Consider the following 25841-nt stretch of genomic DNA (forward strand, 5'->3'; position numbering starts at 1 on the left):
ATACCCATCGTGTGGCACAAAGAAGGAGAAAATTGATGGCTACAAGCGCTAACAGGCTTGAGATTCTGCAAATTGCAGATGCTGTTGCACGTGAAAAGTCAATCGACCGTGAAATTGTCATTTCTGCGATGGCTGATGCTATTCAAAAAGCAGCACGTTCTCGTTATGGTCAAGAAACAAATATCCGTGCTGAAATCAATTCTAAAACAGGTGAAATTAAATTACAGCGCCTGCTTAAAATCGTTGATGTCGTTGAAGACTACACAACGGAAATTACTTTGTCTGATGCTCTTAAACATCAAGCAGAAGCAAAAATTGGTGATTTTTTTGCTGATCTTTTACCTCCTATGGATTTTGGACGTATCGCAGCACAATCTGCTAAACAGGTTATTGTACAAAAAGTACGCGACGCAGAACGTGATCAGCAATATGAAGAATTCAAAAATAAAGTTGGTGAAATTATTTCTGGTACAGTTAAGCGTGTGGAATATGGTAATGTTATCGTTGATCTCGGGCGTGGTGAAGCTATTGTGCGCCGTGATGAATTAATTCCTCGTGAATCATTCCGCTATGGAGATCGTATTCGTGCTTTTGTCAATGATGTACACCGTGAAACGCGTGGTCCGCAAATTTTCCTTTCACGCACACATCCCCAATTTATGGTAAAACTTTTCACTATGGAAGTGCCAGAAATTTATGATGGTATTATAGAAATCAAATCTGTTGCTCGTGATCCAGGTTCACGGGCTAAAATCGCCGTTGTTTCACGCGATGGTTCCATTGATCCTGTTGGAGCATGCGTTGGAATGCGAGGAAGTCGCGTACAAGCTGTTGTTGCTGAATTACAAGGCGAAAAAATTGATATTATTCCTTGGTCGCCTGATGCGGCAACATTTGTCGTTAATGCACTGCAACCTGCTGAAGTTTCTAAAATCATCCTTGATGAAGATGCTGAACGGATTGAAGTTATTGTGCCAGATGATCAACTTAGCCTTGCTATTGGACGACGTGGACAAAATGTTCGCTTGGCTTCGCAACTAACAGGATGGAACATTGATATTTTAACGGAAAAGGAAGAATCTGAAAATCGTCAAAAAGAATTTACTGAACGGAGTAAATTGTTTATGGAAGCCTTAGAGGTTGACGAAATGATCGGGCAGGTTATGGCATCAGAGGGTTTTTCTTCTATTGAAGAAATCGCCTATATTGATCTTGAAGAAATCGCTTCTATTGATGGTTTTGACCATGATACCGCCGCTGAAATCCAAAGTCGTGCCCGCGAATATCTTGATCATCAAGAAAAAGAACTTGATGAAAAACGCAAAAAACTCGGAGTTTCTGACGAATTGCGAACACTTCCTGGAATGACAAGTGCTATGTTGGTTGCTGTAGGTGAGGATGGTGTAAAAACAATAGAAGACTTTGCTGGCTATGCCGTTGATGATTTAGCTGGTTGGAGAGAACGCAAAGAAGGTCAAACACAGAATTTTTCTGGTATTTTAACCCCTTTTGACATTACACGCGCGGATGCAGAAGCTATGGTTTTAGCCGCACGTGTACAAGCAGGCTGGATAGACCAAGCTGATCTTGTTACAGAAAATCCTGTAGAAGATGAAAATTCTGCAGAAAATGAAAAAACAGATGATTTGGATGTGGATACACTTTAAATGAATGAACGGACTTGCATTGTGACTAGAAAAAATGCTTCAGCACAAACGCTGATCCGTTTTGTTATTGGTCCCAATAACCAAATTGTTCCTGATCTTAAAGCGAATTTACCAGGGCGTGGCGTTTGGATTTCTGCCCATCATGCTGTTATTGAGAAAGCAATCAAACAGAAAGCTTTTCATAGAAACTTTAAAACAGATGTTGAGGTTGCACCAAATCTTGTGCATGTTGTTGATACGCTTTTACTAAAAGCTGCTCTTTCAAGCCTTTCTATGGCACGAAAAGCGGGAGCAATTGTTATGGGAGCAACAAAGGTTGATGCTGCTATCCGCTCTGGTAAAGTTATTCTTGTACTTCATGCTAAAGAAACAACAGAAGATGGGAAACGAAAAATTGCACAGGCCATCCATTCAATACAACAACAAACAAATCGGACTATAAAAATCATATCTTTATTTACAAGTGATGAAATGCGAGTGGCTTTTGGCTCTAATCCTGTAATGCACGCGGCCTTATTGGACACAAAAGCTGCTGAGGGATTTCTCAAAACGACATATAAATTGATCAGCTATCGTGACGACAAGCATAGTAAGCCTAGTGAGATGACGGCACAAGCCGTGAAGGAAATACAATGAGTGAAAATAACAACGACAAAACAACAGTCAAGAAGACACTAACTCTCAAGCGGTCTGTCTTGGAAACGAGCACGGTCAAACAAAATTTTAGCCATGGCCGTACGAAGGCTGTCGTTGTCGAAACCAAACGGCGTAAAATTACGCGACCTGATGAAAAAGCTGAAACCCCACAGCCCATTACAAAGCCGCATGTGGCCGCCCAGCGCTCTAAGCCGCGTTTTGAGGGAAAAAAGCCTCAAGAATCTATGACCAAAAGCAATCTTTCATCAACTGAAATGGAAGCGAGACTTCGCGCATTAGAAGAAGCACATATCCAAGAAAGAATAACGCGAGAACAAGCCGAAGAAGAAGCAAGACGCGCTAAAGAGCGTGAAGAAATTTTACAGCAAGAAATTAAAGAAAAAGAAATACATCTCCAACAAGAAGAAGAAATATCGCCAGTACAGGCTCCACCTGTTCCTCCTCTCATTGAACAGACAGATATTCCTATTGCGCCTAAAAACACAACTGTGGTTGAAAAACGCAAAATAGATGAAAATAAAGAGGAAGAACGGCATAGTCGGCGTGCTAATCCTGCTAAATCAGAAATACGTGTACCAAAAGTTGTCAAAGGAGCTGATGAGCGGCGACGCGGAAAGCTAACTCTGAATAGTGCACTGGACGAAGAAGGAAGCGCACGTGGACGCTCAATGGCTGCAATGCGGCGTAGACAGGAAAAGTTTAAGCGTGCACAAAATCAAGAACCAAGAGAAAAAATTTCTCGCGAAGTTGTTCTTCCTGAAACGATTACCATTCAAGAGCTCGCACAACGTATGACTGAGCGTTCTGTTGATGTGATTAAATTCTTGATGAAACAAGGACAAATGATGAAACCTGGCGATGTTATTGATGCAGATGTTGCCGAACTCATCGCTGTTGAATTTGGCCATACTGTTAAACGTGTTTTAGAATCTGACGTAGAGGAAGGTATCTTTAATATAACAGATAATCCTCAAAACATGCAGCAGCGCCCTCCTGTTGTAACCATTATGGGCCATGTTGACCACGGAAAAACTTCTCTTTTGGATGCTATTCGTAAAGCAAATGTTGTTTCTGGCGAAGCGGGAGGTATTACGCAGCATATTGGTGCCTATCAAGTAGAACAAAACGGTCAAAAAATTACCTTTATTGATACACCAGGACATGCTGCATTTACGGCTATGCGCGCACGTGGAGCTCGTGTTACCGATATTGCTGTTCTCGTTGTAGCCGCTGATGATAGTGTTATGCCCCAAACGATTGAATCAATCAATCATGCGAAAGCCGCTGGTGTACCTATCATTGTTGCTATCAACAAAATTGATAAACCAGCTGCGAATGCACAAAAAGTGCGTACAGAACTTTTACAACATGAAGTGTTTGTTGAAACTATGGGCGGAGAAACTTTGGACGTTGAAGTTTCTGCTAAAACTGGTCAAAATCTTGATAAACTTCTCGAAGCTATCCTTCTTCAAGCTGAAATGCTTGATCTGAAAGCAGATTCTCAACGAACTGCAGAGGGCGTTATCATTGAAGCCAAATTGGATCGCGGACGTGGATCTGTTGCAACAGTTCTTGTTCAAAAAGGTACATTACACCCTTCTGATATTATAGTTGCCGGAAATGAATGGGGTCGTGTGCGTGCTTTGATTGATGACCATGGCCGCCATGTCAAAGAAGCCGTTCCCTCTACACCGATTGAAATTTTAGGCATGCAAGGAACGCCACAAGCCGGAGACCGTTTTGCTGTTGTCACACATGAAGCAAAAGCGCGTGAAATTTCTGAATACCGTCAACGATTAGCACGTGATAAAGCTGTTGCGCGGCAAACTGGTTCGCGTGGTTCTCTTGAGCAGATGATGACAAAATTGCAAACGACTGGTGTTAAGGAATTTTCTCTTATTATAAAAGGGGATGTGCAAGGATCAATTGAAGCAATCGCTTCAGCATTGGAAAAACTCGGAAATGATGAGGTTCGTGCGCGTATTGTACATTCTGGTGCTGGAGGAATTACCGAAAGTGATATTTCTCTTGCGGAAGCTTCTAACTCTGCTGTAATTGGTTTTAATGTTCGAGCCAATAAGCAAGCACGTGATTTTGCTAAAACACAAGGAATTGAAATTCGTTATTACAACATCATTTATGATCTTGTTGACGATATCAAGGCTGCCATGTCTGGATTACTCTCACCAGAACAGCGTGAAACTTTCCTTGGTAATGCTGAAATTCTAGAAGTCTTTAACATTACAAAAATTGGAAAAGTTGCAGGATGTCGTGTTACAGAAGGTAAAATAGAACGAGGAGCCGGTGTTCGCCTTATCCGCGATAATATCGTTATTCACGAAGGAAAGCTGAAAACACTCAAGCGCTTTAAGGATGAAGTCAATGAAGTGCAAAGTGGTCAAGAATGTGGAATAGCCTTTGAAAATTATGAAGACATGCGCGCAGGAGACATCATTGAGATCTTCCGTATCGAACATATTAATCGCACATTATAAAATAATCCAATAACTTTACTCTGTTGTAAAATGAAGAAAGTTATTAGGTTTTATACACAATATCTCTTTTCCCTTATCTAAATGGTCAAAAAAAGAGATCTTGTAGCAAGGATAAAACTTTGATGAAAAATGCAAGGCCATCACAACGGCAACTTAGAGTAGCAGAGCAAGTACGTCATGCAATAGCGCATATATTACAGCGTGATATTTTGCTTGATGATATCTTGAAAGATATTGTTATTTCTGTCTCTGAAGTACGTATGTCACCAGATTTAAAAATTGCTACTTGCTTTGTATCACCTCTCAGCACTCTTAAAAATGCTTCTCATACCGATGTTGTTGATACCCTCAATAAACATAGTCGTTTTCTCCGTGGAGAAATCAGTCATGCGTTGCGACAAATGAAATATATGCCTGAACTGCGTTTCCGACTTGATAATAGTTTTGATAATTTTTCAAAAATTGATGCTCTCCTTCGCTCGCCTGAGGTTGCACGCGATCTTCACCATAGTGATAAAGATGAGGATTAAAGATATGGCACGGCAACACAAAAAAAAAGGGCGTCCTGTTTCTGGCTGGGTCATATTTGATAAACCAAAAGGAATGAAATCAACAGAAGCTGTCTCACAAATCAAATGGCTCTTTCATGCACAAAAGGCAGGACATGCAGGAACACTTGATCCTCTTGCTTCTGGTCTTCTTCCCATTGCATTGGGCGAAGCAACCAAAACCGTCCCTTACGTGATGCAAGGCAAAAAAACTTACCGTTTTCATATCGCTTGGGGAGAAGAGCGTTCAACAGATGATCTAGAGGGCGAAATAACGAAAACTTCTCTCAAACGTCCAACACAAGAAGAAATACTTGCTCTTCTTCCTCAATATACAGGTATTATTTTGCAAACGCCTCCGCAATTTTCAGCAATAAAAATTGCCGGAAATCGTGCCTATGATTTAGCGCGTGAAGGGGAAGTTGTTGAAATTCCGCCCCGTGAAGTGGAAATAGAAACTTTCAAATTATTAGAAATGCCTACTAAAAAGCACTCTGTCTTTGAAATAACCTGCGGAAAAGGAACTTATGTGCGCTCTTTAGCACGCGATATGGGACGTGATCTAGGTTGCTATGGGCATATTGCTGATTTAAGGCGTATTTCCGTCGCACCTTTTGATGAAGAAGATCTCATTACATGGGACGAACTAAAAGCGGCCGTTCCGCCAAATAAAAACACTACAGATGAAAATAATCGTTCTTTTGAAAAAAACTTCACAACACTCGATGAGCTCTTAATTGAAACAAGCGCTGCATTGGATTGCCTCCCTCACTATATCCTTAATGAAACTCAAGCACAGAGAATTATAAAGGGGCATTCTATCCTCTTAAGTCATCACAAAGTACCTCTTGACGAAGATGAGATTTTTGTCCTCTACAAAGAACAACTTCTTGCCATTGGCACCCTCGACAAAAGTTTATTTAAACCGAAGCGGATTTTCACAATTTAATCGATTCTTTTCCTCACCTACCTTTTGCGGAAAGATATTTTTCTCTATCAATTAAGAAAAATATGGTACTTTCCATTGTCTATATTTACCGTATTCATATCAAAATTTAAGTCAGTGCTATAAACTAACACCACCACACACTTTTTCCTCTTAATGTCGCAACAATCCTTGCGTTTGAAAGGATTCATAAGAGGCTTTTTATTTCTTATTCAATCGTTTTTTACTCACACTTTAACCCTCATTTGTAATGTGCAAGCGAAGATTTGGACTGATTTACTCTAAATAGATTTGAAACGAGAAAAGCTTAAGATTTTTAGGACTATCACTCAACATGAAAAACGACAAATAATCATTATAAATCAATTTATTAACCATTTAAACAGCAATTTTTTGTTATGATTATGCTAACAAATCGATCGAAATAATATTAACTAACGTATTTAATATTTTACAAAAACTGTTTTAACCCTAAGGGAGATGATCAGAGGAGGCTTTTAAAAGCATCTCATTGGCTTGGGGTATTGTTTGGCGTTCAATCATACGATGCACTCTTATGCCGTTAGGAGCACAATTTAAATGACGCAAACGCTTATTGACTTCTGCATCCGCTTTTGTACGACGATGATTATGGCGTAAATAATCCACCCATGTTGGCATATGATAAGCCTCTGTCCAATATTCAGGTCTTTCAAGATCTCGTAAAAGGACCCACTGACGCGCACCATCACGTAACCGGATATGGCGTCGACGCGTCATCACTTTGAGAAACTCTTCGAGATCATTTTCATGAATTTGATAATCAATCATTATCATGATCGGACCACTTCTTGCTTTGAGGTCGAGTAATAGTTCCGGCTCTCTAAAATGATCAAGAGGATTTAAATCTATCTGAGGAATTTCTTGAATTCTAAATTTTACCCCCGCAAGAGCACCAAAAATCAAGAATAGAGAACAGATACTCAAAGCAATTGTTGGAGAATAACCATCAGCTAAGCCTCCCCAGATTGCACTTCCAATAGCCATCCCCCCATAAGACGCCGTTTGATAAAGTGCTAAAGAACGTGCAACAACCCAGCGTGGTGTAGAGAGTTGTACAGATGTATTAAACAATGATAATGCCAAAACCCAACATAAACCTGCAGGAAATAAAGCGATATGGCTTATAATTAGTGAACGGCTGATTCCCAATAAAAAGCAAGAAAAGGCGAAACCAATAAATGCACTTGCAATAATTGTTTCTGAACGAAAATGATGCCGTACAACTGCATTAATAATACCTGCTATCATGGCTCCTAACCCAAAACAACCGAGCAATGTACCATAAAGAAGGGCACTTCCTCCAAGAACTTTATGCGCAACAATTGGCAAAAGTGCTAAAATAGAAATAGCTCCTATACCAAAAAGGAACGCTCGAACCATAATACTCAGGAGATTAGGTGACATCGCAACATAACGCAAACCATCTGAGACAGCTCCTAACAGCCTTTCTCGTGGCAATGAGTTTTTTTTATAATTCGACTTCCAGAAAAATAACGCACCGATAAGAGGAATATAGCTTATAGCATTAAACAAAAAAGCAGCAGATGCCCCCAAAGTTGCAATGATGGCACCGCCAATAGCAGGACCAACACTCCGCATCAAATTAAAGCCTACACTATTCAAACTAACAGCAGCAGGAATATTTTCCCTGCTCACAATATCTCCTATCGTTGCTTGCCAAGAAGGATTATAAAAAGCTGTACCACATCCAATCAAAAACGTAAAACATAACAAAAGCCAAGGTGTTAGAAATCCCATATAGGCTAAAACAGATAAACTCATGGATATGACCATCATCATAATCTGCGCACACAACATAATTTGACGCCGATTAAAATTATCCGCTAATGCCCCTGCCATCAAAGAAAACATAACAAGTGGTAATGTTGTGGCACTTTGAACAAGCCCCACCATGGAATGCGAAGAACTGATCAACGCCATTAACCACCCTGCTCCAACAGCCTGTATCAGCCCCCCTAAATTAGAAATAAGAGTAGATGACCATAAATTTCGAAATACCGAATTACGAAAAAGTTTTAATGTTGAAATGCTCTGCATCTTTTTCCTCCAAATCGGTATTTATCATCTTTGTTAGCACACACACGCTCATAATCTTTGTATCAAAAGGATGCATAATTCTTAAAAAAACTTCTCATAAAACTCTATTTAAATCAATATTTCAAAACAAAAGCTTTTATTTAAAGAAAGACTTCAAAATGCTGTCAAGGACTAGTATTTTAACCTTCTTTCCTATATAAGGACGAAAATAGGTAAGAGTCTTCGACTCTTCTTGTTTCCTCACAGACCCTTGCTGAACGACATCTCGGCTATGGGTGACTTTATGTTTCTTCGTTTTTGGAAAGGATAATACGATGTCGATTACAGCTGAACGTAAACAAGCTCTTGTCGCAGAATACGCAAATAAAGTTGGTGATACAGGATCACCGGAAGTACAGATTGCTGTACTTTCTGAACGTATTTCTAATTTAACAAACCACTTTAAATCTCACAAAAAGGATAATCATTCTCGTCGTGGTCTTTTGAAGATGGTGTCTCAACGCCGGCGCCTTCTTGATTATCTTAAAGGAGTTGACCAAAATCGTTATCAGACACTTATCAAGAAGTTAGGTTTGCGTCGCTAAAAGAAAAATGGTGGTGGTGTTAAAAAAAAACGCCCATTTTTTCAACGTATTGCTTTTAATTAAAAAATTTAAAAACTGACAAGTTATTATGGGATAGGACTGCTCATCATTTTGCATTTAAGGCAGTTTACTTCTCTCTTCTCGTAACAAAGATAAAAAGTATGTTGTCCACCCCAGAGCTTGGAAATATGCTACGCAAAACCAGAATGTGAGCAATCAAAGATTTAAACACTGGTCATTAAGGATAAAAAATGTTCAAAACGCACAAGATAGAAATTGAATGGGCTGGGCGTCCTCTCACCCTTGAAACAGGGAAAATAGCACGTCAAGCTGATGGTGCAGTGATTGCTACCTATGGAGAAACTATTGTCTTAGCAACCGTTGTATCAGCCAAAAGTCCAAAACCAGACCAGGATTTTTTTCCACTCACTGTTAATTATCAAGAAAAATCCTATGCTGTTGGTAGAATACCTGGGGGCTATTTAAAACGTGAAAGTCGACCAAGTGAAAATGAAACTTTGGTTTCACGTTTGATTGATCGCCCAATTCGTCCCCTTTTCGTTGAGGGATATAAAAATGATACGCAAGTGATTGTTTCCGTTATACAGCATGATCTCGAAAATAATCCCGATATCCTTGCGATGATTGCATCTTCTGCTGCATTGACCCTGTCAGGTGTTCCTTTCATAGGGCCTATAGCTGGTGCCCGCGTTGGCTATTGTAATGGACAATATGTTCTCAATCCTCATATCGATGAAATGCCTGAATCAAAACTTGATCTTGTTGTTGCTGGAACAGAAAGTGCTGTTTTGATGGTTGAATCAGAAGCACAAGAATTACCGGAAGATATCATGTTGGGTGCTGTGATGTTTGGTCACAAAGGCCTTCAACCTGTCCTTGATGCCATTATAAAGCTTGCTGAAGTTGCTGCAAAAGATCCTCGTGATTTTGTTCCTGAAGATCTTTCTGAACTTGAAAAAGCAATGCAGAAAATGGCAGAACAGGATATACGAAAGGCTTACACAATTACTGATAAGCAAGAACGTTATGCTGCAATTGATGCACTAAAGACAGAAATCCTCAATAAATTTATGCCCGAAACAGAAGAAGACTGTAAGTTTAGTGCAGATCAAATTGCAACCGTATTTAAACAGTTGCAAGCAAAGATTGTTCGCGGGAATATTCTTGATACCCAAAAGCGGATTGATGGACGCAATCTTTCTACCGTGCGCCCTATCCAATCAGAAGTAAGTATTTTACCCCGCACACATGGATCAGCACTCTTTACCCGCGGAGAAACACAAGCTATTGTCGTTGCAACACTAGGAACTGGTGAAGATGAACAATATGTTGATTCCTTAACGGGAATGTATAAGGAAACATTCCTTCTCCATTACAATTTCCCACCATTTTCAGTGGGTGAAACGGGACGCCTTGGTTCTCCTGGTCGTCGTGAAATTGGACATGGCAAATTGGCATGGCGAGCAATTCACCCCATGTTGCCAACGAAAGAATCTTTTCCTTATACTATTCGTGCTGTCTCAGAAATCACTGAATCCAATGGATCTTCTTCTATGGCAACGGTTTGTGGGACCTCACTTGCTCTCATGGATGCCGGCGTTCCTTTAGCACGCCCTGTTGCTGGTATTGCTATGGGCTTGATTAAAGAAGGAGAACGCTTTGCTGTTCTATCTGATATTTTAGGGGATGAAGATCATCTTGGAGATATGGACTTTAAAGTCGCAGGAACAGAAAATGGTATTACTGCCTTGCAAATGGATATCAAAATTGATGGTATTACCGAAGAGATTATGAAAATCGCGCTTGAACAAGCCAAAGGTGGACGAATCCATATCCTCAATGAGATGGCAAAAGCTTTAACCAGTGCACGTGCTGAGCTGAGTGAATTTTCTCCACGAATCGAAGTTATGAATATTTCTGTCGATAAAATCCGTGATGTTATCGGCTCTGGTGGTAAAGTTATTCGGGAAATCGTGGAACAAACTGGAGCAAAAATTAATATTGAAGATGATGGTACCATTAAAATTGCTTCTGCTGATGCTAAAACCATTGAAGCAGCAAAACGCTGGATCCATTCTATTGTCGATGAGCCTGAAGTTGGTGCTATCTACCAAGGAACAGTTGTAAAAACTGCAGAATTTGGTGCATTTATAAACTTCTTTGGTTCTCGTGATGGACTCGTTCATATCTCTCAGCTTGCATCAGAACGCGTCACCAAAACAACCGATATTGTGAAGGAAGGTGACAAAGTTTGGGTTAAATTAATGGGCTTTGATGAGCGTGGAAAAGTTCGGTTATCAATGAAGGTTGTTGATCAAAAAACCGGAAAGGAAATCACCGGTGATAAAGTGATGAATGAAGAAAAGTGCGTGGATGAAAAAAAACAACCTGAAAATAAGCACCGCCGCAAGAAAAAAGAAGAGTAAGTTTTTCCTCTTATCGTATCATGAAATGCCATCCCAACATTGGAGTGGCATTTTTCTTTGAAAGAGTCATATGTGTTATTATTTTTGCCTTTTGAAAATCATGAACTCCCGTATCCTAATCCAAACCAATGTTGGTTAAGTTTCGGTTTAACAGAAATCCCAGCTCCAGAATGGGCACAGAATTTAAAAGTTATTACGCCTTGGCGACCAGATTTTTTAAAATTTGTCGATACTCAATTTCACTGCTCTCCTCAAATAGATAAAACCTTCAGCTATGATGGTGCATTTTTACATTTGAGCAAATATCGTGGTTTTAACCAAAATTGTTTTCTTGATTTATTAGAATGCGTTAAACCCAATGGATGGATTGTAATCAGTGGGAATAAAACTGCTGGTGCTGCTTCAATGATGAAGTGGGTCAAAACAATTGTTCCCATCACCAACAAATTGTCTAAAAATCACGGTCTTGTATTTTGGTTGCAAGTTCCTCAACAAATTGAGAGACATAACATTGCACAATTGCGCTCACCACCGCTCACTTTTGGTAAATTTCAAACCACTTCTGGTATGTTCTCACACGGACGTATTGATCCAGGATCCGCTGCACTTGCTTCTTATATGCCCAAAGTTATTTCTGGAAAAACGGCTGATTTTGGTGCTGGATGGGGCTATCTTTCTCACGTTGCGCTTGAAAGAAGTGAAAAACTCACCGCTCTCGACCTTTATGAAGCAGACTACAACGCTTTGAGAGCGGCAAAACAGCACCTTAAATCCATAACAGCTCCTTTTTCAATTCATTTTTATTGGCACGACCTTGTGCATGAACCTATCACAAATCTGTATGACACAATCATTTCAAACCCACCGTTTCACACGCAACAAACGACAGATATTTCATTAGGAAAAAATTTTATTATAAATGCTGCAAAGTGCCTAAAACCAAGCGGCAGCCTGCTTTTTGTTGCAAACCGCCACCTGCCTTATGAAACATTATTAAAAAATATTTTCCGCACAGTGTTGATACATGAACAAGCCCATGGTTTCAAAATTATCGAAGCGCGCAGATAAAGAAAAAAAGCGATAACTCTAAAGAATAAAACGTGAAAGATCGATATCAGCAGCAAGCTCGCCAATAGATTTTCTCACATAAGCGGCATCAATTGTAAAGGATGTTCCAGCTTTATCAGGTGCCGTGAAAGAAATTTCATCCAAAACGCGCTCCATCACTGTTTGCAAACGACGTGCCCCTATATTTTCAATCCTTGCATTTAAATCTACAGCAATATCTGCTAAAGCATCAATTGCATCATCGGTAATTTCCAAATGAACCTCTTCTGTTGCCATAAGAGCAATATATTGTTTAATCAAACTAGCTTCTGGTTCCGTTAAAATACGCCGTAAATCTTCTCTTGTTAAAGGGTTTAGCTCCACACGAATGGGCAAACGTCCTTGAAGTTCCGGTAATAAATCAGATGGCTTAGAAACATGAAATGCACCTGAGGCAATAAAAAGAATATGATCTGTTTTGATTTGCCCATATTTTGTACTAACCGTTGTTCCTTCAACCAAAGGCAAAAGATCACGTTGAACGCCCTCACGCGAAACGGCAGCACTGGCTCCACCATCCCTAGTTGCAATTTTATCAATCTCGTCAATAAAAACAATCCCGTCATTTTCAGCAACACGAAGCGCTTCTTGAATAATTTGATCCTGATCAAGGAGTTTTTCAGATTCATCATCAATAAGCGGCTTAAAAGCATCCCTTACTGTCGTCTTACGAACTTTTGTACGACTACCCATTTTGCCCAAAATATCTGATAAATTCATAATACCCATTTGTGCCCCAGGCATACCAGGAATATCAAAGGTTGAAGCACTATTGCTATTATTATCGGCGACTTCAATTTCAATCTCTTTCTCATCCAATTCACCTTCACGCAATTTTTTGCGAAAACTATCACGGGTAGCGGGACTGGCTGTTTTACCAACAAGGGCGTCTAAAACGCGCTCTTCAGCATTCACGTGAGCCTTTTCTTTTATTTCATCCCGTTTCTTTTCACGCACAAGAGAAATGGCAATTTCAACAAGATCTCGAATAATTTGCTCAACATCACGTCCCACATAACCAACTTCAGTAAATTTAGTCGCTTCTACTTTAACAAAGGGTGCTCCAGAAAGTTTTGCTAATCGACGTGCAATACCAGTTTTACCAACACCTGTTGGCCCTATCATTAAAATATTTTTTGGCATAACTTCTTCACGCATCGGCTCATCAAGCTGTTGTCTACGCCACCGATTGCGCAGTGCGATAGCTACAGAGCGTTTGGCATCATTTTGGCCAATAATAAAACGATCAAGTTCAGAAACAGTCTCACGAGGGGAAAATACAACACACATTTAAATAGCTTTCTCTAAAGAAGATAATTCTGCATCCAATGTTTCAATCGTAAAATGATCATTGGTGTAAACACAAATTTTAGCGGCAATAGCCATAGCTTTACGAGCAATAGTTTCTGCATCCAAATCCAAGTCCATGAGTGCACGCGCTGCTGAAAGAGCAAAATTTCCTCCAGAGCCAATTGCCATAACCCCATCTTCTGGTTCTAAAACATCACCAAGCCCTGTTAGAGCCAAAGTTACTTTCTTATCAGCCACGAGCATCATTGCTTCGAGACGACGCAAATAGCGGTCTGTTCGCCAATCTTTTGCAAGTTCTACACATGCACGCATAAGCTGATCAGGATATTGCTCAAGCTTTGTTTCCAATCTTTCCAGTAATGTGAAAGCATCTGCCGTAGCACCTGCAAAACCAGCAATAACCACTCCGTTCTTTCCAAGACGACGCACTTTACGTGCATTACCTTTCATAATTGTCTGCCCAAGAGAGACCTGACCATCACCGGCCATCACGACTTTTCCACCTTTTCGTACCGTAATAATTGTTGTACCATACATTATGTCTGGCTTATGTTCTGTCATAAGGAGACTCCTTAATATTAACTTTACTTTTTAATATTGATTTCTTTTCATACAATGTAAAACTCAACTACTATTGTCCTATTTAAGAACATATACAGCAAAACACAATGATTCAGCATAACTCAATTTGTTGAAAATGGAAAAATGATATCATTGTTGTCAATGTAAATTACTGCTAAATAGCTTTATATAAACAGTTTGTGCCTTTTAGAGGAAAATTATGAAAAAAATAGCCATAGGGACCTTAGGTGGAACAATTGCAATGACTGCTGATCGTTTTGGTCACATGCAACCGACTTTAACTTCAGATAACCTCATAAAAAGTGTTCCTGATTTAAATAACGTTGCTGATATTCATGCACAAACATTAATGCAAATACCAAGTGGATCTTTATCGTTTCAAATTCTTTTTGAAATAATCGAGTGGGCAAAACAACAAATAAATGCTGGTGCAGAAGGTATTGTTTTAACACAAGGGACTGATACTCTGGAAGAAACAGCTTTTTTTCTTTCTCTTTATTGGAAGGAAGCTGAACCACTCATCATAACCGGCGCTATGCGCATGCCTCATGAAGCAGGCGCAGACGGCCCCGCCAATATTTTAGCAGCCACTCGTGTCGCAGCAGCCCCACAAAGTCGTAACAGGGGCGTTCTTGTTGTCATAAATGATACAATTCATTCACCTTATTGGCTCTATAAAAGCCATACCGTCAAAGTCGAAACATTTCAATCAGGTCTTGCAGGTATTTTAGGAACTATTTTAGAGGGAAAACTTATTTATTTCAATGATCAAAAGCTTTTTCCGACGACGTTTGATCTTCCCCAAAACCACGATCATCAAATTGCACTCCTCTATTCCTCTTTATCATCTGATGCACAATTAATGAAGCTATGCCTTGAAAGTGGGTATTATGCTGGAGTTGTTATTGCTGGTTTTGGTGCAGGACACTGTAGTTTTCAAGAAGCAGACCTTGTACAACAATATGCACAAAAAATACCAATCATTATTGCTAGTCGTTGTTGTAATGGCTCAACAACTCGTATAACTTATGGCTATAAAGGCTCAGAAATCGATATGATTGCTTCTGGTGCTCTCATGTCTGGTTATTTATCAGCCGTAAAAGCGCGTCTACTTTTATGGGCTTTTTTAGCGCAAGGGCACTCATTAGCACAAATCCGTGCAAACTGGAATGACTGGACTATAAGTTAATGAAAAATGATCTATTATCTTAAAGAAGAGAGCATGCAAAACAAAATTTATTTGAAAATCAAGCCGCTCATCTGTCCAATTTTAATCGATTGCTGCGGCAAAAAATTCTCGACCAATACAAATGATTGATACGATTATACAAAAAATTAATCAGGAAGATAATCTGGTCAAATGCGTTTCTGACCGATATTCACCCTATCGTGTTTTTACTGCACAAGAATGGTCAGAGTTTCGTGCAGACACACCTCTTACTTTGACTTTTGATGAAATTAAGCGTTTGCGCTCTATTGATGATCCTATCGATATTAAAGAAGTCCAACGCATTTATCTTTCTTTATCGCGTTTGTTATCATGCCATGTTGAAGCAGTACAGGAACTTTTTCACAAACGTCAGCAGTTTCTCCATCAAGAAGAGAGTAGAAAAACGCCCTTTATTATTGGAATTGCTGGTTCTGTAGCAGTAGGAAAATCAACCACGGCTCGCATTCTTCAAGAACTGTTGAAACGATGGACATCTAGTCTTAAAGTTGATCTGATCACAACGGATGGTTTTCTCTATCCTAATGCAATCTTACAGCAAAAAAATCGTATGAATCGTAAAGGATTTCCTGATTCCTATGACATTAAAAAATTGCTGTGCTTTCTTTCGGCTATAAAAGCAGGTATCGGAAATGTCCGTGCCCCGCTTTACTCACATATGACTTATGATGTTCTAGAAAATCAGACAATTACCATTGACCGTCCTGATATTTTAATTGTTGAAGGTATTAATGTATTACAGGTCAGTGATCTTCCTAAAGATGGAAAAGCTATTCCTTTCGTATCAGATTTTTTTGATTTTTCAATCTATGTCGATGCCGAAACAGAAGTCATTCGTCACTGGTATTTAGAGCGCTTTAAACGTTTGCGTAAAACAGCTTTTCAAAATCCTGAATCCTATTTTCATCGTTATGCTCTGCTCAGTGAAAAAGAAGCCTCAAAAATCGCTGAGGATCTTTGGCAAACAATTAATTTAAAAAATTTACAAGAAAATATATTGCCAACACGACCACGATCCAATCTCATTCTACGAAAAGGAAAAAATCATTTGGTCGAGTATGTCGCACTTAGACGACTATAAGGATCTCATAACTATGCAGCATTATCACATTCATTTTACCTCAACGCGTATCGATAACAGTTGCCCTATCATCTTGGTAAACCAAAGAACTCTTGCCAACTTATCACTTGATGCGTCAACAACAGCATGGATAAAAGTTAATGACTTTACTGGTAAAGCAGGACAAATACTCTTTGTTCCTCACGAAACGGGGCATTTAAAAAAAGTTTTATTTGGAATTGGAAATGGGAACGATCCCTTTATCACAGGACTGCTTGCTCAAAAACTTCCTGCTGGTCAATGGCATTTAGAAGGTACGACCTCTGATGAAATAAATGCCTATCTTGGATTAGCATTCGGTAGCTATCAATTTAATCGCTATCGTCAAAATTCTTCTTTCAAATCATTGTCTATCCATGTCAATGAGGCCGTTGATCTTAATGAACTCCAACGAATTTATGAGGCTGTCTTTTTTGTCCGTGATCTCATCAATATTCCAGCCAATGATATGACCCCTGATGCTCTCGAAAAAGAAGCACGAAAACTAGGAAAAACCTACGGTGCTCATGTCCAAAGTATTTGTGGAGATGATCTCTTAACCCATAATTTTCCGATGATTCATGCCGTAGGACGAGCAGGCAGTACTGCACCGCGACTGATTGAGTTACACTGGGGGCAAGAACATCATCCTAAAATAACGTTGGTAGGCAAAGGGGTAACTTTTGATACGGGAGGACTCGATATTAAATCAGCCAATAACATGTTGCTTATGAAAAAAGACATGGGGGGTGGAGCAAACGTTTTGGGATTGGCTAAACTTATCATGGATGCCAAATTGCCTTTCCGTCTACGTGTTTTGATTCCAGCTGTAGAAAATGCAATTTCTGCGAATGCTTACCGACCAAGTGATATTCTCAAAAGTCGTAAAGGCTTAAGTGTTGAAGTAGGTAATACAGATGCTGAAGGGCGACTTGTCCTTGCCGATGCGCTCGCCTATGGTGATGAAGAAAGTCCACAATTCATGCTTTGTATGGCTACTTTAACAGGGGCAGCGCGTATAGCATTAGGACCAGATCTCCCCGCATTTTATTGCAATGATTCAATATGGGCACAACAAATCTCTGAATCTGCTCACGCTGTTTTTGATCCTCTTTGGCAAATGCCCCTTTGGAAACCTTACCAAGAGATGTTATCATCACCAATTGCTGATCTTAACAATGTAACTGGAAATAGCTTTGCTGGCTCTATAACGGCTGCTTTATTTCTTAATTCTTTTGTTGAAAAAGCTGAACATTTTGCGCATTTTGATCTTTATGGATGGGTTCCAAAAGAAAAACCAGGATACCCTATTGGTGGATCAGCACAAACTATTCGTGCCCTTTATAATATTTTTAAAAATGAAGTTTGACACACAATATCCACAAAGATAGACAATTTTACATCTTAAAGAATAATTGCAATCGTCTTAAACTGTGTCCTTAGTTTTGTTTGAGGATAAAAAACTTACCAATAGAGTTTTCATGAGTTTGTTTAAAAGTAAGAAGTAACAAAATGGAAGCAAAAAGATGACCTCTAAAGACCCAAGGCTTTATGCATTCAGAGATGATCTAGCGGATCAACGTCTTGAAACAGAAATTACAGCCCAGCGCTTTGTTCAAGGTGAAAAAAAACGTGTTAATACAGCGGTCGCTGGACTTTTTAAAGAAAATAGTAAAAAAAGTGAAAGACAAACAGAATGCTTATTGGGAGAAGAACTTCTCATTTTTGAACAAGGGGAAACGATGTCGTGGGGGCAATCCCTTAAAGATGGCTATGTTGGTTATATTGATACAACAGCCCTTTGTACATCAACTATAAAACAAACGCATATAGTTTCAGTCCCACGTACATTTAAATATTCACACGCTGACTTACGTGGACCAATAGTGTCTCCGTTATCTATGGGAAGCAAAGTCAGTGTTGTTGATGAAATTGAAGTCCGTGACACAATGTATTCTATTCTTGAAAATGGAACAGCAATCATTACGAGCCATCTCAGCCCCATTGGACGTGTATACGAAGATTATGTCACAGTTGCAGAAACCTTTATCCGTACACCTTATCTTTGGGGTGGTGTCAGCGGTTTTGGAATTGATTGTTCGGGACTCATTCAACTCTCTATGATGATGACTGATCAAATAGTTTTACGTGACACCGATATGCAGCAAGAAACTATAGGCAGTCCTCTTACAGATACTGATAAACTTCAACGAGGCGATTTAATTTTTTGGAAAGATCATGTTGCTATTATGGTTGATCGTGAAAATATTATTCATGCAAATGGTTTTTCCATGGACGTTATGATCGAGCCATTAGAAGAGGCAATTACGCGTATAGCTAAAAAAAATCAATATCCCATCGCAAAACGTCGTCCAATGCAAGAAACTTAATACATGCCTCCTATAAAAAATAATATCTTTCTCATATTATTTATATTTCTCGTTTATATACTTATTTATGGAGATTTTTTCTTTATCTCTCATATTTGAAATGAAAAAAAATTACGACTCTGGACTTTTACATTCAACATAAAAATTATAAATTATCATTTTAAATCAATATATTGAATTATATTTAAACAATGTTTTCTTCTTATAACACATTAAAGAAGATGATTTTTCAATACCTGAACCAATGGTTTATCAGCATCAGGCATAGGGTATTTATTAAGGTCATTAACAAAAACCCATTCTAAATTTTGCCCCTCTCGTCCTTGCGCAACTCCCTCATAATGATAACAAAGATACAACGGCATCAAGAGGTGAAATGTTGCATAGCTATGGCTTGCAAACGTTAAAGGGAATAAATTATTTGCCTGAACATACACACCAAGCTCTTCTTCTAGTTCACGAATCAATGAAATTTCTGGAGTTTCACCTTGCTCAACCTTTCCACCAGGAAACTCCCATAAACCAGCCAGTGATTTTCCTTCAGGACGCTTGGTAAGCAAAACACGATTATTTTGATCTAACAGTGCACATGCAACAACAAGAAGAAGGGAACTTTTTATACACATATCACTCTCCAATGAGAATATAAAGATAACTGTCTCTTTCTAGTATATTCCCTTACCTCAAAAAGAACTCACATATCTCATTCTCTTAAAAAAATAATCGGCAGTTAAATATAGAGAGTACATCCATTCATTAACTTCTGTAATCACTATTGATCATAACGTACTCTTTTGTTAAATCGCAAGACCAAACCGTCGCCGTGCTCTTACCTAAACCGATATCAACACGAATTGTGATGTGCTTACCTTGCATATAAGTACCTATTGTCTCTTCACAATACTCAGGATCTCGTACGCCATTCACGGCCACACGATGCTCACCAAACCAAATCGTCAATAGATCACGATCGACTTCAACACCGGCCTTCCCAACTGCCATAACGACCCGCCCCCAATTCGCATCTTCACCAGCAATAGCCGTTTTTACGAGCGGTGAATTTGCAATTGATAAAGCAATAGTTTTAGCTGCATTGTTTGTTGTAGCCCCCATCACATTAACCTCAATTAAATGACGAGCACCTTCGCCATCACAAACAACTTGTAGTGCAAGTTCATGCAAAAGTGCACTCAATTGTTTCACAAAAACTCCATAACGCGGATCAGATTTACTTGTAAGACATGGGAAATGTTCTTTTCCTGTCGCAAACAACATAAGCGTATCTGAAGTTGAGGTATCGCTATCAACAGTAATTGAATTGAAAGAACCCTCAACTGCCTCTGATAACATGGATTGGAGTACATCCGAAGAAATAGTAGCGTCACTAACCACAAACGACAGCATTGTCGCCATATCGGGTGCAATCATACCAGCACCTTTTGCAATCCCGTTAATGGTGACAGTCTCGCCTCCACAATCAAATCTGCGTGTAGAAAGTTTTGGAAATGTGTCCGTTGTCATTATGGCTTTTGCAGCTTCCAACCAATTTCCCTCTTCTGCTGTCTCTGCCATAGTTGGTAAAAGATTCACAACGCAAGAAGCATCCATTGGCTCACCAATAACCCCCGTAGAAGCTATAAAAATTTCATCTCCTCTAACCTTTAAAGCGTTCGCTGCTGCACAGATGATTTCATTGGTTGTGTGCTTTCCTTTGCTTCCTGTAAAAGCATTTGCATTTCCAGAATTCACAACAACACCCCTCGCCACCCCATGAGGAAGCGATGCACGACAATGCTCTACAGGAGCAGATGGACATTTTGAACGGGTAAAAACACCGGCCACACTCACTGGCTTATCGAATATGATGAAAAGAAGATCTGTACGATCTTTATATTTAATCCCAGCTTCAGCTGTTGCTATCCGTACCCCAGATAAGGGAGAAAGCTCCTGGATCTTTTGAGGCGATAAAGGAGAAATTTTCAAAACCACAATATGCTTTCTGTAAAAACAAATGAAATGATTGCAGATCAATAACCTCTCATAGAAAACTGCTAGGCTTTTTGAACAAAACTAACCTAGCAAATTATCTATTAAAGAGGCTATCCACTTATTTTTCCTAGCTATTCCGTATCTTCTTCATCTGATGTCTCATCGGGAAGTAGCGTCCCATTTTGATGAAGCGATTCCATGATTTTTGTAACATTAGGATCAGGGTATTTCACATCCATCTTGCTACGCAAATCAACAATCAGTTCTTGATAGCGCTTTTTTATCAGCTGTGTCCGCAACATCTCTTTAACATCATCAAATGCAGGAGGTTGTTTCAAACGACGATCTTCTAATTTAATAATATGCCAACCAAAAGGACTTTCAACGGGTTGTTTAGTGTATTCGCCAATTTTCAAACCAAATGCAGCATCTTCAAAAGGCTTGACCATTTGACCATGGCTAAAATAACCAAGATCACCCCCAACGGCAGCAGAACCATCTGTTGAACTTTTCTTTGCAATCTCTTCAAAATTTTCGCCTTTATTTAAATGCTTAATGATAGCTTCTGCTTCTTTTCTCGTTTTGACCAAAATATGACGCGCTTTAACCTCATCTTCTTTAGGTAAAGCAGCGACTTCTTGCTTATAAAGAGCTTCCAAATCAGTATCCGAGATTTTGTCAACAATCGCCTGTTTAAAATAAAGCTGTTGAAGAACATTGTCACGCATGACTGCCATACGTTTATCGTAAGCTTCTGTCTTATCAAGACCTTTGCTTCTTGCTGCTTTTGCAAGTGCCTGCATATCTAAATAAGCTTTTAGAACCATCATACGGCGTTGTTCATCAGGAAAACGTGCTAAATTAGGATTTATTTCAAGCGCTAAATCATCCAATTGGCCTGCTGTAATATTTTTCCCATCAATAACCGCCATAACATGAGAAGGAGAAACGGCTTTTTCAGAAGCTTTCTCCAAAGTCTTTAAATCATTCGACGATGAATTCAAACCTTCTTGGGCTCTCACCCCTAAACTTGTACTTGCCAATAAAGTTGATGCTAAAAAAAGCGTGATAAAGTTAAATTTCATAAATATACTCCTTAAAAATGAAGGCAGGTTCAAGATTCCAATTTTCTTTACCATAACACTTTAACCTTTAAACATAGAGAAATAAATTAGTAATTTTATTTTAAAAAAGTATAAAATTGTCCTTTTATCTGAGTTGCTCCAATCCTATCTAATGCAGATGAAAACATGATAATAGAGAAAAATGACATATTGTATCTTAAATTACTTTGTATTGTATCAGTTAAATAGCGTACCTAAAGTTGACATAGAGCGCTTAGCCTCTTATCTCTACTTTACAATTAAAGTGAAAAATTGCACACCAACAAGTATAATGGTACCATCTGCATTCCATGATGTCTCTAATCATATCAGATAACTTGAAGAAAATGTAGAGTATGGGGAAAGCGTATGAATTACCCAACAAGAGTGACAACAATTAAAAGAAAGGGCCAGAGATGGTCAGTTTAGGTGTTTTTGCCCGTAAGTTTTTTGGTTCAGCTCATGAGCGACGTCTCAAAGCACTCCGCCAAAAAGTTGCACAAATTAATGCTTTGGAAGAACAATTTGTAAAATTAAGTGATGAGCAGCTTTGCCAAAAAACAGATGCCTTTCGTAAACGTCTTAGTGAAGGTGAAAGTGTTGATTTGCTCTTACCAGAAGCTTTCGCAACTGTTCGTGAAGCCGCAAAACGTGTTTATGACATGCGTCCTTTTGACGTGCAACTTATTGGTGGAATGGTCCTTCACGACTGTGGCATAGCTGAAATGCGTACTGGTGAAGGTAAAACATTAATGGCAACTTTACCAATTTATCTCAATGCATTGGAAGGTAAAGGCGTTCATGTTGTGACAGTAAATGATTATCTCGCCAGTCGTGATGCTGAAACAATGGGGAAAATTTTTAGTTTTCTAGGGCTTACAACAGGTGTGATTCTTCATGATCTTGATAGTGATGCCCGCCGAGAGGCCTATGCATGCGACATCACCTATGCCACAAATAATGAACTAGGTTTTGATTATTTGCGTGATAATATGGCCTTCGATCGTAGTCAAATGGTCCAACGTGGACATCATTACGCAATTGTTGATGAAGTTGATTCGATTCTTATTGATGAAGCCCGTACACCCCTTATTATTTCTGGTCCTCTAGAAGATCGTACTGACTTCTATAATCTTATTGATACATTTATTCCTGCCTTAACTCCAGAAGACTATGAAATAGACGAAAAACAAAAAACAACGACTTTTACCGAAGTTGGTACTGAAAAAATTGAAAAAATGCTCGAACAAGCTGGACATCTTAAAGGTGAAAGTCTTTATGACATAGAAAATGTCGCTATCGTTCATCATGTCAATAATGCTCTAAAAGCTCATAAACTGTTTGCTCGCGATAAAGATTACATTGTTCGCAATGATGAAATCGTTATTATTGACGAATTTACAGGGCGAATGATGCCTGGGCGACGTTATTCTGAAGGACTTCATCAAGCGTTAGAAGCTAAGGAGCATGTTGCTATTCAACCAGAAAACCAGACACTTGCTTCCATCACTTTCCAAAATTACTTCCGTATGTATAGAAAATTATCTGGAATGACTGGAACTGCAACAACAGAAGCCGAAGAATTCAGAAATATTTATGGTCTTGACGTTGTCGAAGTCCCTACAAATTTGCCAATACAACGTATTGATGAAGATGATGAAATTTATCGAACAGCAGAAGAGAAATATCGGGCAATTGTGCGTGATATCCGTCAAGCACATGAAAAAGAACAGCCTATTCTTGTTGGAACAACCTCTATTGAGAAATCAGAACAATTGGCAGAGCGTTTGCGAAAAGAAGGCATTACCGATTTTAGAGTCTTAAATGCTCGCTATCACGAACAAGAAGCATACATCATTGCGCAAGCAGGAGTTCCTAGAGCTCTCACCATCGCAACCAACATGGCAGGACGCGGTACGGATATACAGCTTGGTGGTAATGTTGAAATGCGCATCCGACAAGAGTTACAGGATATCCCCGAAGGTCCAGAGCGGACAGCTAAAATTGAAGAAATAAAAAAAGATGTTCAGAAGCTTAAAGACAAAGCTTTAGCGGCTGGTGGTCTTTACGTCATTGCAACGGAACGTCATGAAAGCCGTCGTATTGATAACCAGCTTCGTGGACGTTCTGGTCGCCAAGGCGATCCAGGTCGCTCAAAATTCTTTCTCTCTCTTCAAGATGATCTTATGCGTATCTTTGGCTCCAATCGTATGGATGGTATGCTGCAAAAACTTGGATTGAAAGAAAATGAAGCTATTATCCATCCATGGATTAATAAAGCCCTTGAAAAAGCACAAAAAAAGGTCGAAGCACGAAACTTTGAAATTCGTAAAAATCTGCTAAAATATGATGATGTCATGAATGATCAGCGCAAGGTTATTTTTGAACAGCGTATGGAGATCATGAACGCAGATGATTTATCAGAAATGATCCTTGAAATGCGCAATGAAGTCGTAGAGGATCTCGTAGAGGCTTATATTCCATCAGGGACATATTCTGAAAAATGGGATGTAAAAACTCTCGAAGAAGAACTTCAACAACTCTTTAATCTTGAGCTTCCAGTAGAAGAGTGGGCAAAAGAAGATGGAATTGCCGAGGAGCAAATTTTGGAGCGTGTATCAGATGCTGTTACAAAACTTGAAAATGAACGTACTGAACGCTATTCTCCAGAGGTTATGGCTTATTTTCACAAGGCAGTATTGCTCGAAACTATTGACACGTTATGGCGTGAACATCTGGTGAGTTTAGACCATTTGCGTTCTGTTGTTGGTTTTCGTGGTTATGCGCAGCGGGATCCGCTCAATGAATATAAGACAGAATCTTTTGAACTCTTTCAAAGTATGTTGAGAAATTTGCGCCGAATTGTCACTTCTAAGCTTATGCGCTTTGAAATCATTCAACAACCTACAGAACCGATCATGCCTGAGCAAACTGATGCTACTTCTTCTGTCTTTAATGATCAAAGTCAAGAAAATGCTCCCACTTTATGGGCACGATCACAAGAAAATAGATTTGTTAATCCACAAGATCGTGACCCTAATGATATAACCACATGGGGAAAAGTTGGACGTAATGAGCGTTGTCCTTGCGGTTCAGAGAAAAAATACAAACACTGTCATGGAGCCTTTGTTTGAAAAGCAAACTATGAAAATGAATAAAAAGCGAAATTATGAGCAAGAATTGCGCACAGCTGGTTTAAGAGTAACACGTCAACGACGAGTTATTCTTGATATTTTGACTGACACAAATGACCATCCCAATGCATTTGAAATTTTTCAGCGTGCAAACAAAATAGATTCGAGTATTTCACTCTCAACTGTTTATCGAACCATGAAAACATTAGAAGGAAATGGAACAATTCATCGCCATAGCTTTAGTGGTGGTCCATCTCGTTTTGAGCAAGCAGATGGTCAACATCATGATCATCTCATTGATATAGAAACAGGACAAGTTATCGAGTTTCATTCTGATGTTATTGAAAAGCTTCAAGAGGAAATTGCAAAGTCCCTTGGCTATGATATTATTCATCACCGCCTTGAACTTTACGGAAAAAAAAACTCTTAAAAAAGTGATTATATATCATTAGAT

At 39.2% G+C, this 25841-nt stretch carries 20 protein-coding genes; 14 read left to right on the forward strand and 6 right to left on the reverse strand.

Annotated elements, in window-relative coordinates; genetic code table 11:
- The first annotated feature begins 35 nt into the window (after positions 1-35).
- The 5 genes from nusA (at position 36) to truB (ending at position 6316) form a co-directional block, all read left to right on the forward strand.
- On the forward strand, positions 36-1667 hold the full coding sequence (nusA, locus tag ACFIJ9_RS04840) for a transcription termination factor NusA (protein WP_375625637.1): 1632 nt from the start codon (positions 36-38) through the stop codon (positions 1665-1667).
- Complete coding sequence (locus ACFIJ9_RS04845) at positions 1668-2303, forward strand: RNA-binding protein (protein ID WP_375635989.1); 636 nt, start codon at positions 1668-1670, stop codon at positions 2301-2303.
- Positions 2300-4819, forward strand: coding sequence for a translation initiation factor IF-2 (infB, locus tag ACFIJ9_RS04850; protein ID WP_375635990.1), 2520 nt, complete (start codon positions 2300-2302; stop codon positions 4817-4819). The genes ACFIJ9_RS04845 and infB overlap by 4 nt, the downstream gene beginning before the upstream one ends.
- A gap of 122 nt (positions 4820-4941) precedes the next feature.
- Positions 4942-5349, forward strand: coding sequence for a 30S ribosome-binding factor RbfA (gene rbfA, locus ACFIJ9_RS04855; RefSeq protein WP_375635991.1), 408 nt, complete (start codon positions 4942-4944; stop codon positions 5347-5349).
- Between the two features lie 4 nt (positions 5350-5353).
- Entirely contained in the window at positions 5354-6316 is a 963-nt protein-coding gene (truB, locus tag ACFIJ9_RS04860; protein WP_375635992.1) for a tRNA pseudouridine(55) synthase TruB, read from the forward strand.
- A 468-nt stretch (positions 6317-6784) separates the two neighbouring features.
- Here truB and ACFIJ9_RS04865 read toward each other — a convergent pair whose 3' ends face one another.
- Positions 6785-8413, reverse strand: a complete 1629-nt coding sequence (locus tag ACFIJ9_RS04865) for an MFS transporter (protein ID WP_375635993.1) — start codon at positions 8411-8413, stop codon at positions 6785-6787.
- Positions 8414-8727: 314 nt separating this feature from the next.
- Between ACFIJ9_RS04865 and rpsO the strand changes: the two genes are divergently transcribed.
- The 3 genes from rpsO to ACFIJ9_RS04880 all read left to right on the forward strand — a co-directional run bounded on the left by rpsO (position 8728) and on the right by ACFIJ9_RS04880 (position 12512).
- Positions 8728-8997 carry a 30S ribosomal protein S15 gene (rpsO, locus tag ACFIJ9_RS04870; RefSeq protein WP_005774142.1) on the forward strand — a complete coding sequence of 90 codons (270 nt, stop codon included), beginning with the start codon at positions 8728-8730 and terminating at the stop codon, positions 8995-8997.
- A 251-nt stretch (positions 8998-9248) separates the two neighbouring features.
- On the forward strand, positions 9249-11444 hold the full coding sequence (gene pnp / locus ACFIJ9_RS04875; protein WP_375635994.1) for a polyribonucleotide nucleotidyltransferase: 2196 nt from the start codon (positions 9249-9251) through the stop codon (positions 11442-11444).
- 72 nt (positions 11445-11516) lie between these two features.
- Positions 11517-12512 (forward strand): class I SAM-dependent methyltransferase, encoded by a 996-nt coding sequence (locus tag ACFIJ9_RS04880; RefSeq protein ID WP_375635995.1) that lies wholly within the window; start codon positions 11517-11519, stop codon positions 12510-12512.
- Between the two features lie 18 nt (positions 12513-12530).
- On the opposite strand, the gene hslU is transcribed toward ACFIJ9_RS04880, so the two are convergent.
- Both hslU and hslV read right to left on the reverse strand, forming a co-directional pair.
- Positions 12531-13841: an ATP-dependent protease ATPase subunit HslU gene (hslU, locus tag ACFIJ9_RS04885; RefSeq protein WP_012754622.1), complete on the reverse strand. Its 1311-nt coding sequence runs from the start codon at positions 13839-13841 to the stop codon at positions 12531-12533.
- Positions 13842-14423 (reverse strand): ATP-dependent protease subunit HslV, encoded by a 582-nt coding sequence (gene hslV, locus ACFIJ9_RS04890; protein ID WP_012754621.1) that lies wholly within the window; start codon positions 14421-14423, stop codon positions 13842-13844.
- A 220-nt stretch (positions 14424-14643) separates the two neighbouring features.
- Between hslV and ACFIJ9_RS04895 the strand changes: the two genes are divergently transcribed.
- From ACFIJ9_RS04895 to ACFIJ9_RS04910, 4 genes are all read left to right on the forward strand, one after another.
- Positions 14644-15633 (forward strand): asparaginase, encoded by a 990-nt coding sequence (locus ACFIJ9_RS04895; RefSeq protein WP_012754620.1) that lies wholly within the window; start codon positions 14644-14646, stop codon positions 15631-15633.
- A gap of 121 nt (positions 15634-15754) precedes the next feature.
- Complete coding sequence (gene coaA, locus ACFIJ9_RS04900) at positions 15755-16753, forward strand: type I pantothenate kinase (RefSeq protein ID WP_375635996.1); 999 nt, start codon at positions 15755-15757, stop codon at positions 16751-16753.
- A 13-nt stretch (positions 16754-16766) separates the two neighbouring features.
- Positions 16767-18140 (forward strand): M17 family metallopeptidase, encoded by a 1374-nt coding sequence (locus tag ACFIJ9_RS04905; protein ID WP_375635997.1) that lies wholly within the window; start codon positions 16767-16769, stop codon positions 18138-18140.
- Between the two features lie 157 nt (positions 18141-18297).
- Positions 18298-19161 (forward strand): NlpC/P60 family protein, encoded by an 864-nt coding sequence (locus tag ACFIJ9_RS04910; RefSeq protein ID WP_375635998.1) that lies wholly within the window; start codon positions 18298-18300, stop codon positions 19159-19161.
- Positions 19162-19373: 212 nt separating this feature from the next.
- Here ACFIJ9_RS04910 and mutT read toward each other — a convergent pair whose 3' ends face one another.
- From mutT to ACFIJ9_RS04925, 3 genes are all read right to left on the reverse strand, one after another.
- On the reverse strand, positions 19374-19787 hold the full coding sequence (gene mutT, locus ACFIJ9_RS04915; RefSeq protein ID WP_375635999.1) for an 8-oxo-dGTP diphosphatase MutT: 414 nt from the start codon (positions 19785-19787) through the stop codon (positions 19374-19376).
- A gap of 130 nt (positions 19788-19917) precedes the next feature.
- Positions 19918-21150, reverse strand: coding sequence for a bifunctional glutamate N-acetyltransferase/amino-acid acetyltransferase ArgJ (argJ, locus tag ACFIJ9_RS04920; protein WP_375636000.1), 1233 nt, complete (start codon positions 21148-21150; stop codon positions 19918-19920).
- Between the two features lie 131 nt (positions 21151-21281).
- Entirely contained in the window at positions 21282-22235 is a 954-nt protein-coding gene (locus tag ACFIJ9_RS04925) for a peptidylprolyl isomerase (protein WP_273787784.1), read from the reverse strand.
- Between the two features lie 434 nt (positions 22236-22669).
- On the opposite strand from ACFIJ9_RS04925, the gene secA reads away from it, so the two are divergent.
- Positions 22670-25387, forward strand: a complete 2718-nt coding sequence (gene secA / locus ACFIJ9_RS04930) for a preprotein translocase subunit SecA (protein WP_375636001.1) — start codon at positions 22670-22672, stop codon at positions 25385-25387.
- The gene (locus ACFIJ9_RS04935) at positions 25326-25817 is read left to right on the forward strand and encodes a Fur family transcriptional regulator (protein WP_026500203.1); all 492 of its coding nucleotides are present in this window, start codon (positions 25326-25328) and stop codon (positions 25815-25817) included. The genes secA and ACFIJ9_RS04935 overlap by 62 nt, the downstream gene beginning before the upstream one ends.
- Positions 25818-25841 lie beyond the last annotated feature (24 nt).

Source organism: Bartonella sp. MR90HLJMH (assembly GCF_042194115.1).
GTDB lineage: Bacteria > Pseudomonadota > Alphaproteobacteria > Rhizobiales > Rhizobiaceae > Bartonella > Bartonella grahamii.